This window comes from Herbiconiux sp. VKM Ac-2851 (assembly GCF_013205105.1).
Lineage (GTDB): Bacteria > Actinomycetota > Actinomycetes > Actinomycetales > Microbacteriaceae > Herbiconiux > Herbiconiux flava.
On the sequence record NZ_JABMLJ010000004.1, the window covers coordinates 186,888 to 199,600 of the forward strand.

The following is a 12,713-nucleotide window of genomic DNA, read 5'->3' on the forward strand; positions in this document are numbered from 1 at the left end:
GTCGAGCCCCGGGGGGCCGAGAGAAAACTGCTTACGGAAGGCTCTTCCCGCGGTCGCCGCGATTCGGATGCACCCGCCGGTGATTTTTCTGAGACCGCACCCGCGCTGCCCGCTCCGGCCCTCGCAATAGGCTGGGCGGATGGACGAGAACCGCCGCCGGCGACGCATCGCCGAACCCGTCGACCGCTTCGCCACCGGCGAGGAGTTCCCGGAGTACCGGGTCGATCTCGAGCGCATCCGCTTCTCGCCCTACTTCGCCCGGTTGTCGGCCGTGACCCAGGTGATCTCGCCGTCGGGCGTCGGCCAGGTCGTGCACAACCGGCTCACCCACTCGATCAAGGTCACCGCGGTCGCCCGCGCCATCGCGATGCAGCTGACCACGACGGATGCCGCCCAGCGGGAGCTCGTCGACCGGCTCGGCGGCTGCGACCCGGTCGTTGTGCAGGCTGCCGCCAGCGCCCACGACCTCGGCCACCCGCCGTTCGGGCACCTCGGCGAGCAGGTGCTCGACCGCCTCGCCCGCGACCGACTGGGCCTCGCCGAGGGCTTCGAGGGCAACGCGCAGTCGTTCCGCATCCTCTCGGTGCTCGACGTCTGCGAGACCGTCGAGGAGGGGCTGAACCTCACCGCCGCCTCCCGCGCCGCCGTGCTGAAGTACCCGTGGGGCCGCACCCTCTGCCGCCCCGAGATCGACTCCGACGACCCCACCCGCCTGCCGCGCGGCTCCACCGCCAGCCGCTGGGAGACCGCCCCGCCGAAGTTCTCGGCCTACAGCCTCGACCTCGCCGACCTGCTCGACGCCCGCCGCGGCTTCGACGCGATCGCCCCCTGGCAGCAGACGGTCGAGTGCTCGGTGATGGACGTCGCGGACGACATCGCCTACTCCCTGCACGACCTCGACGACTTCTACCGCGCGGGCGTGCTGCAGCAGGCCGCGGTGGCGGTGGAGTTCCGCACCTTCCTGCGCGAGCAGACGGCGCTCGCCGCGCTCGACGCCGACGAGCTGTGGAACCGGATGCCCGGGCACTCCCTCGAGCTCCTGCGCCGCCGCATCGTCTCCCGCGACCCGTGGATCGCCAGCGACGAGACCTTCCGCGCCTCGGTGCAGCGCGTCTCGACCGAGCTCGTGGAGGGCCTGCTCGCCGTGCCCTTCGACGGCTCGAGCCAGACCGAGCGGGCGATCGAGTCGTTCGTGTCGTCGTGGATCGGCCGCCTGCAGCGCTCGGTGCTCGTGCTCGCCGACCCGAACGTGCGCTCGGGCCACGTGTCGCTCCTGCCCGACGCCTGGCACGACGTGACCGTGCTGAAGTTCGTGCACACCCGCTTCGTGATCGACCGCCCCGACTTCGCCACCTACCAACGCGGCCAGGCCCGGGTGCTCGACACCCTCGTCACCGAGCTCGACTCCTGGCTCGACGACCCGCGGGACGGCGCCCGGGCGCCGCAGAAGCTGCTCGACTTCGTGGAGCTCGCGACCGACGGGTACTTCCGGCTGCGGGCTGATGCACCCGAGTGGCTGCCCGAGGACGCCGACGCCCCGGGCTCCGGCCGCCCGACCACCGACCCCGTCGCCCTGGCGCGCTTCGGCCGGGCCCGCGGCATCCTGGACTACGTCGCCTCGCTCACCGACGAGCAGGCGACCGCCCTCGCCTCGCGCCTCCGCGGCGACCGCGAACCCTGGGCCTTCGGCAGCTGACGGTGCCCTGTTCACCGATCGTCTCCTGCTGTTCACCTGAGGTCGCCACCATGGGCGCATGACCACCGCGCAGCCCACGCTCGACCGGAGCGCGCTGGCCGCTCCGGCCCGCACGCTCGTCGACATCCTGCGGGAGACCGTCGCCGCGCATCCGGAGGCCTCGGCCCTCGACGACGGCGACGGCGCCCTGAGCTACCGCGAGCTGATGGCGCGGGTGATCGCCGTCGCGGCCGAGCTGCACGCCGCGGGTGTGCGCCGGGGCGACCGGGTGGGCGTGCGGATGGCGTCGGGCCACCGCGAGCTGTACGTCGGCATCCTCGCGGTGCTCGCGGCGGGGGCGGCCTACGTGCCGGTCGACGTCGACGACCCCGAGGAGCGCGCCGAGCTCGTCTTCGGCGAGGCCGACGTCGTGGGAGTGCTGACCGGCTCGCTGCGCTACCGCGCCCGCACGACGCCCGCCGCCGAGGTCGCGCTCGTCGACGCGGATGCCCGTGATCCCCACCCGAGCACGGCGGCGCTGCCCGTCGTCTCGCCGCCCCGCCCCGAGGACGACGCCTGGATCATCTTCACCTCGGGATCGACCGGCACCCCGAAGGGCGTCGCCGTCAGCCACCGCTCGGCCGCGGCCTTCGTCGACGCCGAGTCGCGGCTGTTCGTCGTCGACGAGCCGCTCGGCCCGGGCGACCGGGTGCTGGCCGGGCTCTCCGTGGCCTTCGACGCCTCGTGCGAGGAGATGTGGCTCGCCTGGGCGCACGGGGCCTGCCTCGTGCCCGCCCCGCGCTCGCTCGTACGCAGCGGCATGGACCTGGGGCCCTGGCTCACCGCCCGCGGCATCTCCGTCGTCTCGACCGTGCCGACGCTCGCCGCGCTCTGGCCGGCGGAGTCGCTCGAGAACGTGCGCCTGCTGATCTTCGGCGGCGAGGCGGTGCCGGCCGAGCTCGGCCAGCGGCTCGCCACCCCGGGCCGCGAGGTCTGGAACACCTACGGCCCGACCGAGGCCACCGTCGTCGCCTGCGCCGCCCCGCTCGGCGGCGACGGCCCCGTGCGCATCGGGCTGCCGCTGGACGGCTGGGAGCTGGCGGTGGTCGACGAGAACGGCGAGCCGGTCGCGCCCGGAGCATCCGGAGAGCTGATCATCGGGGGAGTGGGGCTCGCCCGCTACCTCGACCCCGCGAAGGACGCCGAGAAGTACGCGCCGATGCCGTCGCTCGGCTGGGAGCGCGCCTACCGCTCGGGCGACCTCGTGCGCTACGACCCCGAGGGGCTGGTGTTCCAGGGCCGCGCCGACGACCAGGTGAAGGTCGGAGGCCGGCGGATCGAGCTCGGCGAGATCGAGGCCGCGCTGCAGGCGCTGCCGGGGGTTGCGGGCGCCGCCGTCACCGTGCAGCAGACCGCGGCCGGCACCGCGATGCTCGTCGGCTACGTCGTGGCGCCCGGATTCGACCGCGAGGCCGCCGTCGCGCGCCTGCGTGAAGAGCTGCCCGCCGCGCTCGTGCCGCTGATCGCCGTGCTCGACGAGCTGCCCGTGCGGGTGTCGGGCAAGGTCGACAAGAAGGCGCTGCCGTGGCCCCTCCCGGGCGCGGCGCCCATCGGCGAGGGCGACGCCCCCGCGATCGACGACCCCTTCACCGCGCGCCTCGCCGCCCTCTGGACGGGGGTGCTCGGGGCCTCCGTCACCGACGACCGCTCGAACTTCTTCGACCTCGGCGGCGGCTCGCTGGCGGCGGCCCAGCTGGTCGCCGGCGTGCGCGAGATCGATCCCGAGTTCACCGTCGCCGACGTCTACGCGCACCCGCGGCTCGGCGCGATGGCCGACGAGCTGCGCTCCCGCTCCGATGAGGCGGATGCCGCGGGCACCCCGGCCGGGCCGGGTCGCGAGCCGGTCGCGCCCACCCCGCGACGCATGCAGGTGCTGCAGACGGTGCTCGGCATCCCGCTGTTCGTGCTCGCCGGGCTGCGCTGGCTGGTCTACCTCTTCACCGCCTCCGCGATCCTCGTGCCGTTCGGCGGCTTCGACTGGCTGCCGACCGTGCCGCTCTGGGCGTTGATCGTCGGGCTCGTGCTGTTCGCCACCCCGTTCGGGCGGATGGGCATCTCGGTCGTGGCGTCACGGCTGCTGCTGCGCGGGCTGCAGCCGGGCGATCATCCTCGCGGCGGCTCGTGGCACCTGCGGCTCTGGCTCGCCGAGCAGATCGCGCACCAGGTGGGGGCCGTCAGTCTCGCCGGAGCACCGTGGATCGCCCTCTACGCCCGCGCGCTCGGCGCCCGCATCGCCGACGACGTCGACCTGCACGCGCTGCCGCCCGTCACCGGATTCCTCACGATCGGGCGCGGCGCCGCCGTCGAGCCGGAGGTCGACCTCTCGGGGTACTGGGTCGACGGCGACGTGCTGAGGGTCGGCGCGGTGCGCATCGGGGCGGGATCCAGCATCGGTGCCCGCAGCACGCTGCTGCCCGGCACCCGCATCGGCAAGCGGGCCGAGATCGACCCGGGCTCCTCGGTGTTCGGCCGGGTGCCGTCGGGTCAGCGCTGGGCCGGCTCGCCCGCCGCCCGGGTCGGGAAGGCCCGCGGCTGGTGGCCCGAGGAGCGGCCGGCCCGCCGGCCCGCCTGGCTGATCGCCTACGGCGTCTCGTCGCTGGTGCTCGCGCTGGTGCCCGTCGTCGCCTTCGCGGCCGGGGCCCTCGTGGTGCTGGCGGCCGCTCGGGGAGCCGGTGATCTCGGCGACGCGGCCATCCGGAGCCTCGCCGCGGTGGTGCCCGGCACCCTCGTCGCCGGCGTCGTGCTGGCCGTGCTCGTCGTCGTGATCACACGGCTGCTCGGGCTCGGCGTGAGCGAGGGCGTTCACGCGGTGCGGGGGCGGGTGGGCTGGCAGATCTGGTCGACCGAGCGGCTGCTCGACCAGGCCCGCACACTGCTCTTCCCGCTGTACTCCGGGCTGTTCACGCCCGTCTGGCTGCGGCTGCTCGGTGCCCGCATCGGGCGCGACGTCGAGGCCTCGACGGTGCTGCTGATCCCGGCCATGACGACGGTGCGCGACGGGGCCTTCCTCGCCGACGACACCCTCGTGGCCTCCTACGAGCTCGGCGGGGGCTGGATGCACGTGGCCCGCGCCGAGATCGGCGAACGCGCCTTCCTCGGCAACTCCGGCATGGCCGCGCCCGGGCACCGGGTGCCCCGCGACGGCCTCGTCGCCGTGCTCTCGTCGGCGCCCCGGAAGGCCAAGAACGGCTCGTCGTGGCTCGGCTCGCCGCCGGTGCGCCTGCGCCGCACGGCCGCCGAGGGCGACCTCAGCCGCACGTTCGCGCCGCCCGCGCGGCTGCGGGTCGCGCGCATCCTGTGGGAGCTGCTGCGCGTGGTTCCCGTGATCGTCACCTGCGCGATCGGGCTGGCGGTCGTGTTCGCGCTCGCGGCGCTCGCCTCCGTGGGGCTGTGGCTCGCGGTGGTGCTGAGCGGGGTCGTGCTGCTTATCGCCGGAGCGGTGGCCGCGGGGGTCAGCACGGCGGCGAAATGGGTGCTGATCGGGCGGATCCGGCGGGCCGAGCATCCGCTCTGGTCGAGCTTCGTCTGGCGGAGCGAGGTCGCCGACACCTTCACCGAGATGGTCGCGGCGCCCTGGTTCGCGCAGGCCGCGACGGGCACCCCGGCGCTCATCTGGTGGCTGCGGAGCCTCGGCGCGAAGATCGGGACGGGCGTCTGGTGCGAGACCTACTGGCTGCCCGAGGCCGACCTCGTGACCCTCGCCGACGCGTCGACCGTGAACCGGGGATGTGTGGTTCAGACGCATCTGTTCCATGATCGGATCATGAGCCTCGACACCGTTGACCTCGACCGGGGGGCGACCCTCGGCCCGCACAGCGTCATCCTGCCGGCGGCGCGGATCGCCGCCGACGGCACCGTGGGGCCGGCGTCGCTCGTGATGCGGGGCGACACGGTGCCCGCGGGGAGCCGCTGGAGCGGGAACCCGATCGGGCCGTGGCGCGAGGTCCGGACGGCCGAGTACCGGTGGGCGGCGCTGGCGGGGCGGGGTGCCGGCGCGGCGTCTGACGCGTCGGCTGCGCCTGGGCCTGGTGCGCCTGATGCCTTGGCTGAGCAGGGCGGCTCGTGACCGGGCGCGGCGTCGCCTTCTCGGGAGACCCCTACACGCCGGGCGTCGGCACCTGGTCGTACCGGGTCGAGCACTACGACCTCGACCTCGACTACCGGGTCGAGACGAACCGGCTCGACGGGGTCGCCGTGATCACGGCGGTGGCGGTGGTCGACCTCGACCGCATCGACCTCGGTCTCTCGAAGCTCAAGGCCTCGAAGGTGAAGGTCGACGGCGCCCGGCCGGCGCGCGTCTCGCAGGCCTCGCACGTGCTCTCGGTGCGGCCGTCCGCGGTCATCCCGGCCGGGCAGCGCTTCACGGTGCGGGTCGAGTACGGCGGGCGGCCGGGTCCCCGGCGCAGCACCTGGGGGCCGCTCGGCTGGGAGGAACTCGCCGACGGCGTGCTCACGGCGTCGCAGCCGATCGGCTCGTCGACGTGGTTCCCGTGCAACGACCGGCCCGAGGACAAGGCGGCCTACCGCATCCGGGTCGCCGTCGAAGAGGGCTACACCGTGGCCGCGAGCGGGCGGCTCATCGAGCGCACGAGCCGCAGCGGGCGCAGCAGCTGGCTCTACGAACAGGATGCTCCGACCTCGGCGTATCTCGCGACCGTGCAGATCGGGCACTACACGGTGCGGTCGAGCCGAGGCCCCGTGCCCGTCGACCGCTACCACCCGGCGGAGCTCAGGGCGCGAGTCGACGAGGACTTCGCCCGGCTCCCCGACATGATCGCCTTCTTCGAGCGGGTGTTCGGGCCGTACCCGTTCTCGCGCTACGCCGTGGTCGTCACCGAGGACGAGCTCGAGATCCCGCTCGAGGCGCAGGCGATGGCGATCTTCGGGGCGAACCACGTCGACGGCCGGCACGGCAGCGACCGGCTGATCGCCCACGAGCTCGCGCACCAGTGGTTCGGCAACAGCGTCGGCGTGAAGGCCTGGCGCGACATCTGGCTGAACGAGGGCTTCGCCTGCTATGCCGAGTGGTTGTGGTCCCAGGAGCGGGGCGGGCCATCGGCGGATGCGCTGGCCCGCGAGCACCACCGGATGCTCGCCGCCGCCCCGCAGGACCTCGTGGTCGCCGACCCCGGACCGGTGGCGATGTTCGACGACCGCGTCTACAAGCGCGGGGCGCTGACGCTGCACGCGCTGCGCCTGACGATCGGCGACGCGGCGTTCTTCGAGGTGCTGCGCTCCTGGACGGCGGCGCACCGCCACGGCAGCGCCGACACCGCGGCGTTCACGGCGCACGCGGCCGCGGTCGCGGGGCGCCCCCTGGCGCCGCTCTTCGCGGCGTGGCTGCACGCCACGCCCCTCCCGCCCCTGCCTTCCTCGCCCTGACGCCCGGCGAGCGCCGCTGAGTCGCGGCAGAGTGTCGCGAATCGGCTTGAGTCGCGGCACAAGGTCGCACTTCGCCGCGACTCACCCGACGGGGCACGCGGGATAGGCGGGTCAGGCGGGGAGGGGGGCCGCGAGCGGCAGCGGGCGCCAGGTGACCACGGGCACCGTGGGCTTGGCCGACGGCTTGCGGGGGAGGATGGCGACGGAGGCCCGTACCGCGTCGTCCAGGCGCAGGTCGGCCACGGCGTAGACCGGCGCGGCCTCGCCGTCGGGGCGCGGAGGGTCTCCGGCGACGGTGGCCGTGAGGGCGCCCGCGTCGCGGCGGAGCAGCACGGCCGAGGGGTCGACGCGGAGGGCGCGGCCGTCGGCCTTGAGCACCGCCTCGATGCGCGTCCAGTGCTGCACCGGGTCCCAGGAGCGGCCCGAGGGTCGGGCGGCCGGCGGCACGAGCGCCGCGATCGCAGCCATCGCCTCGACCGGCGAATCGGCGAGCTCGACGTCGATGCCGACGGCGCCTGACCAGCTCGCCGCGACCGCCACACCCGCCGCGCAGTGGGCGATGCTGATGCTGAGCGGGCGGCCCTTGGGCTTCCGCACGTCGACGTGGGGGCGTCCGTGCGGTCCGCCGCAGTCGGGGCAGAGCGCCCAGACGGTCACCTCGTCCGGCGTCGGCGCCTCGGCACCCGGGGCGGGGCGCGCGAGCTCGGCCGCGAGGTGCCGCACGGCGACGCGCCCGAGCACGAATCGCGCCGCGACGTCGGGGTCGTGGGTGGTGGCGGCGCGCATCCGCTCTTCGTCGCTGAGCAGGGGCAGCAGGGCGGCCACGTCGGGCACCTCGGCATCGGATGCCGGCAGCGGCACCCAGCGCACGTGCACCTGCGGGGTCACCACGACGGCCCGCCGGGAGTCGCAGTCGCCCCGTCGCCCGGCGGCGCCGCCTCGTTCTCACCGCGCTCGTACACGTCGGCCGCCGAACCCACGATCAGCGGATCGGGCAGCCCGACGATCGACTCGTCCTTGCCGTCGTAGTCGTACAGGCTCAGCACGTGCCGCATCGCCTCGAGCCTGGCCCGCTTCTTGTCGTTGCTCTTGACCACGGTCCAGGGCGCGTCGGCGGTGTCGGTGGCGGCGAACATCGCCTCCTTGGCGGCGGTGTAGCGCTGCCACTTGTCGAGCGACTCGAGGTCCATCGGCGAGAGCTTCCACTGCCGAACCGGGTCGACCATGCGGATGGCGAAGCGGGTGCGCTGCTCATCGGCCGAGACCGAGAACCAGAGCTTCACGAGGTCGATGCCGTCACCCGTGAGCATGCTCTCGAACAGCGGGGCCTGCCGCATGAACTCGTCGTACTGCTCGTCGGTGCAGAAGCCCATCACACGCTCGACGCCCGCCCGGTTGTACCAGGAGCGGTCGAACAGCACCATCTCGCCCGCAGCCGGCAGATGCTGCACGTAGCGCTGGAAGTACCACTGCGACGACTCGCGCTCGGTCGGCTTCTCCAGCGCCACCACCCGGGCGCCGCGCGGGTTCAGGTGCTCGGTGAAGCGCTTGATCGTGCCGCCCTTGCCGGCGGCGTCGCGGCCCTCGAACACGATCACGAGGCGGCGTCCGTGCAGCTTGATCCAGTTCTGCAGCTTCAGCAGCTCGATCTGCAGCAGGCGCTTGCCCGCCTCGTAGTCGGCGCGGTCGAGGCGCTCGTCGTAGGGGTAGCCCTCGCGCCAGGTGTCGACGGGGGCGCCGTCGGTGCCGAGGAGCACCGGGTCGTCGTCATCGTCGTCGAGCACCGAGTGCTTGAGCAGGTCGTCGAGGTCGGCGGGAACGGCCCAGCCGTTGAACAGCGTCACGTCGGCACCGTAGCGGGCGTCGGCGAACAGCGGATGAACGGCGGGGGTCGTGGCCGCTACGACCCGTCGCGCAGCTCGCCGAGCGTCCCGGGCACGAACGCGATCTCGTCGAAGACCGCCGTGCAGCTGTCGCCCATCGGCGCCTGGGCCATGAAGCCGACGTGCACCGGCGCGTCGCTCGCCAGCCGGAACACCCGGACGAAGCGCCACAGGACCCCGTCGGCCGAGGAGTGGAACGCCCACGCCGGACCCACGCGCGACACCCGGAGGAACACGGCGTCGCCGTCGACGTCGGTGGAGTTCACGTCGTCGGAGAACTCGTTCGTGACGACGCTGACGACCATTGCGGTGCCCTGGGGGGACCACTCGAAGCAGACCTTGGCCCAGTGCGTCTCGTCGACCCAGATCGCGAGCACGCCGGCGTCGAAGGTGGTGCGCTCGCCCTCGACGCGCACGCGGGCCGAGAGCCGGAAGTCGCCCTCGGGCACGAAGCCGAGGCTCGTCGAGCGGTGCTGGGGCTCGGCGCCGCCGGCGTCGTTGGTCCAGTCGGTGCCGGCCGCGGCGGTCAGCGTGAGGGCGCCGCCGTCGATCACCGCCTCCCCCTCTCCGCGGCTCCATTCGAGATCGGTCAGGGCTGGCATCGTCGTCGACATGCCCCCATCCAACCGCATCCCGCCGCCCGCGCGCCGTCGTGTGAGCGGCGCGTGAGGATACCCGGGCGCGGCGTCAGGATCGCGTGAGGAGCGCCGGCACGGGCATCCGCCCGGCGTAGACCTGTCGCATGACCCTCACGTCGATCCTCCCCACGCTCCGCCTCAGCATCCCCGACCCGCTCGCGATCGACCGGTGGCCCGAGTGGGCGGTGCCGACGGTGTGCGACGTCGTGGTGTCCGGCGTCTCGCTGCGCCGGCTCGTCGAGGTCTGCGGCAGCCCGTGCGTGCACGTGGCGGCCGCGGTGGTGCCGGGCACGCACGGACGTCCATCCGATCTGGCGCAGAGCTCGGTCGTGGTGGCCACCGTGCTGACGGTCGCGGGCGGGCGGCTCGAGCTCGACGCCGACCTCGAGCGGGTGCCGGCGGTGCTGGCTGAGGCACGCCTGGTCGGCCGGGCCTCGGCGTGCCGCACCCGCGACCTCGCGCTGCCTGACGGCGCCGTGCTGGCGCTCCCCACCGACCTCGCGGCGGGCGACCTCGTCGCCGTCCCCTGCCCGGGTGCCCTCGCCCGTCGCGACGTGCTACCGGTCTGAGCTACCGCTCGCGGGTCCACACTCCGTCGGCGAGCTCCGTCCAGCCCTCGTCGTCGGGCATCCTCCGCGAGAGCGCGTATTCGGCGCCTCCGGGAACACCCATCGTCAGCGGCATTCCCCCTGAGCAGCCGGCGACCGGGTCGTCGCTTGCCACGACGAGACAGGCGGACGTGCCGCTCATCGGTTCGGCCTCGTTGGCCGCGGACGCGGCGTAGAGGGTGACGCGGTCATCCTCGAACAGCAGCCGGGTGGACTCGGGATCGATCGAGTCGGCGAAGAGGGTCACCAGATCATCGGGCAGCGCGTCGGCATCGACACGGTCACGCTGGTAGGCCTCGAGCGCGGCCAGCGAGTTCGCTGCCGGCGTGCATCCGGCCAGCGTCACCGCCGCGACGGCCAGGGCGAGCCCGAGGAGCAGGCGGCGGGGCAGGGTCGGCACGGGCGCCTCCTTCGGTCGTGCGGCCATCTTCGCACAGGTGTCGAATTGTGGGGCGGATGCTCGTGTCGGGGGTTCGCGCTAGCCTCCCTCCATGGTCATCACCTCTCGCGCCGACGTGCTCGATGCCTGTGCCGCGCTGCCCGCGACCACCGACGAGCGTCCGTTCGGGCCCGAGACCGCGGTCGCGAAGGTCGTGGGCAAGGTGTTCGCGCTCACCGACCTCGACTCCGAGGTCGAGACCGTCACGCTCAAGGCGGCCCCGGCGCACGCCGAGGCGCTCGTGCGCGACCACCCGTACATCCGGCCGGGGTACCACATGAACAAGCGCCACTGGGTGACGGTCACGCTCGGCCCCGAGACCGACGGCGAGCTCGTGTTCGACCTGATCGTGAACTCCTACGATCTCGTGGTGGCGGGCCTCCCGCGCGCGCAGCGTCCCTGAGGGCGCCCGGGTCGCGCAGAAGTCCCTCGGGCGCGCCACGAAGGGCCATCGCCGCTACCCGGAAGGGGGGGCGGGTCAGACGCGCCAGTGGCGGAGGGCACCCGGCACCGCGCCCGCGGCGGCGAGGCGGCCGTGCGCGAAGTCGCCCCACACCCGCCGCACCTCGCGGCCGGCCGCGGCCAGAGAGGCCGGCGTCGCGCCCGCCACGAGAGCCGCCCGCGACCACGTGTCCCCGGTGCCGAAGAGCAGCGGGAGGTCGATCGTGTGGCAGGCGCCGTACGGGTTTCCGGGGGCCGCCCACGAGATCACGTAGCGGTGGGCGACGCCGCCCGCCCGTGCGTGCCGCCGCGCGAACACCGCCGCCGGGCGACCGTAGACGATGCGGGTGACGAGGGCGACGAGCATCCGCTGCACGGCCCCGCCCACCACCGGCAGGGAGGCCAACCGCTTCACCGCCGGAACCCGTGCCACGAACAGCCGCGCCTCCTCGGCGGTGTTGCCGACGAGCACCTCGATCGACGGCGCCACCGCCCGCCATGCCGCCTCGACCAGCGGCTCGGGCGGCAGCGGATCGTGCCCGTACTGCGTGCCGAACGGCATCCCGGCGAGCAGCCCGTAGCGCTTGGCGGGGGCGGCGACCCGCTCCTGCAGGGCGACCACGTCGTCGGCGTCCATCGTGGGCGTGACCGCGGACGCCACCTGCCCCATCGCCTCGCTCATCCGCGCCCGGCCGCGCGCGATGCCGAGCGGGGCGCTCTGGATGATGGCCCGCGCGAAGAGCCGGGGCGCCTCCGGGAGCGTCATCAGGTGCGCGACCGCGTCGCCGCCCGCCGACTCACCGAAGGCCGTCACCCGGCGCGGGTCGCCCCCGAAGGCGGCGATGTTGCGCTGCACCCAGCGGAACGCCTCGAGCTGGTCAAGGAGGCCGAGGTTCGCCGGACGGTCGCCGGAGGCGAGGTAGCCGAAGAGGCCGAGGCGGTAGGTCACGGCCACCACGATCACGCGCTGCTCGCGCACGAGCGGCGCCGGATCCATGATCGCCAGGTCGCCGGCGCCCGAGGTGTACGAGCCGCCGTGGATCCAGACCATCACCGGCACCCGCTCACCCTCGGCGAGGTCGCCGGGCAGCGTGATCGTCAGCCGCTGGCAGTGCTCGTCGGCCGCCAGCTCGCCCCAGCGGGTGCCGAGCACCTCGTCGAGGAACGCGTTCGGCGGCTGCGGGCAGGCGGGCGCGGGCTCGACGGCGACCCGCACATCCGTCCATGCCTCCACCGGCATAGGCCGCTCGAACCTCTCGGCGTGCGCGTACGGCACACCCTGCACCCGCACGACGTCGCCGTCACGCCGCCCCTCGAGGGGCCCGCACGGCGGGTGGAAGACGCTCACCTCTCCATGATCCCGGATGCGCGCTGAGAGCATCCCGCACGCCGCACCCCCCCCGGCCACCCCAGACCTCGCGCGCCCGCCCACCCCAGCCTGCGCGCGCCCGCGCTGCCCCCCCCCACCCCCGTCTGGGCGGTTTTCCAGCCGCCCCCGCTACGCTGGAGCGCATGGACGACCCTCCCCATCACAGACCCGTGCCCCTTGCCGACCAGAACCACGGCGCTCACCCGTTAGGTGCAGCC

General features: G+C 74.1%; 10 protein-coding genes. 5 read left to right on the forward strand and 5 right to left on the reverse strand.

Going from position 1 to position 12,713, the window contains the following annotated elements; genetic code table 11:
- Positions 1-139 precede the first annotated feature (139 nt).
- From HQQ85_RS19090 to HQQ85_RS21730, 3 genes are read left to right on the forward strand one after another with little or no spacing between them, the layout of a single operon-like run.
- On the forward strand, positions 140-1,696 hold the full coding sequence (locus HQQ85_RS19090) for a deoxyguanosinetriphosphate triphosphohydrolase family protein (RefSeq protein WP_173184136.1): 1,557 nt from the start codon (positions 140-142) through the stop codon (positions 1,694-1,696).
- A gap of 58 nt (positions 1,697-1,754) precedes the next feature.
- Positions 1,755-5,801: a Pls/PosA family non-ribosomal peptide synthetase gene (locus HQQ85_RS19095; RefSeq protein ID WP_173184137.1), complete on the forward strand. Its 4,047-nt coding sequence runs from the start codon at positions 1,755-1,757 to the stop codon at positions 5,799-5,801.
- Positions 5,798-7,117, forward strand: a complete 1,320-nt coding sequence (locus tag HQQ85_RS21730) for a M1 family metallopeptidase (RefSeq protein ID WP_173184138.1) — start codon at positions 5,798-5,800, stop codon at positions 7,115-7,117. The genes HQQ85_RS19095 and HQQ85_RS21730 overlap by 4 nt, the downstream gene beginning before the upstream one ends.
- Positions 7,118-7,228: 111 nt before the next feature.
- Here HQQ85_RS21730 and HQQ85_RS19105 read toward each other — a convergent pair whose 3' ends face one another.
- The 3 genes from HQQ85_RS19105 to HQQ85_RS19115 all read right to left on the reverse strand — a co-directional run bounded on the left by HQQ85_RS19105 (position 7,229) and on the right by HQQ85_RS19115 (position 9,614).
- Positions 7,229-8,008, reverse strand: a complete 780-nt coding sequence (locus HQQ85_RS19105; RefSeq protein WP_173184139.1) for a 4'-phosphopantetheinyl transferase superfamily protein — start codon at positions 8,006-8,008, stop codon at positions 7,229-7,231.
- Positions 8,002-8,901, reverse strand: coding sequence for a polyphosphate kinase 2 (ppk2, locus tag HQQ85_RS19110; RefSeq protein WP_371741980.1), 900 nt, complete (start codon positions 8,899-8,901; stop codon positions 8,002-8,004). Before ppk2 ends, HQQ85_RS19105 begins: the two co-directional genes overlap by 7 nt.
- A gap of 116 nt (positions 8,902-9,017) precedes the next feature.
- Positions 9,018-9,614 carry a DUF1349 domain-containing protein gene (locus tag HQQ85_RS19115; RefSeq protein WP_173184140.1) on the reverse strand — a complete coding sequence of 199 codons (597 nt, stop codon included), beginning with the start codon at positions 9,612-9,614 and terminating at the stop codon, positions 9,018-9,020.
- A 128-nt stretch (positions 9,615-9,742) separates the two neighbouring features.
- Here HQQ85_RS19115 and HQQ85_RS19120 point away from each other — a divergent pair, with 128 nt between their 5' ends.
- Positions 9,743-10,207 (forward strand): hypothetical protein, encoded by a 465-nt coding sequence (locus HQQ85_RS19120; RefSeq protein ID WP_173184142.1) that lies wholly within the window; start codon positions 9,743-9,745, stop codon positions 10,205-10,207.
- 1 nt (position 10,208) lies between these two features.
- Here HQQ85_RS19120 and HQQ85_RS19125 read toward each other — a convergent pair whose 3' ends face one another.
- On the reverse strand, positions 10,209-10,646 hold the full coding sequence (locus HQQ85_RS19125; protein ID WP_173184144.1) for a hypothetical protein: 438 nt from the start codon (positions 10,644-10,646) through the stop codon (positions 10,209-10,211).
- 91 nt (positions 10,647-10,737) lie between these two features.
- Between HQQ85_RS19125 and HQQ85_RS19130 the strand changes: the two genes are divergently transcribed.
- Positions 10,738-11,088, forward strand: a complete 351-nt coding sequence (locus tag HQQ85_RS19130; RefSeq protein WP_173184146.1) for an MmcQ/YjbR family DNA-binding protein — start codon at positions 10,738-10,740, stop codon at positions 11,086-11,088.
- 75 nt (positions 11,089-11,163) lie between these two features.
- Here HQQ85_RS19130 and HQQ85_RS19135 read toward each other — a convergent pair whose 3' ends face one another.
- On the reverse strand, positions 11,164-12,507 hold the full coding sequence (locus HQQ85_RS19135; RefSeq protein ID WP_173184148.1) for a carboxylesterase family protein: 1,344 nt from the start codon (positions 12,505-12,507) through the stop codon (positions 11,164-11,166).
- Positions 12,508-12,713 lie beyond the last annotated feature (206 nt).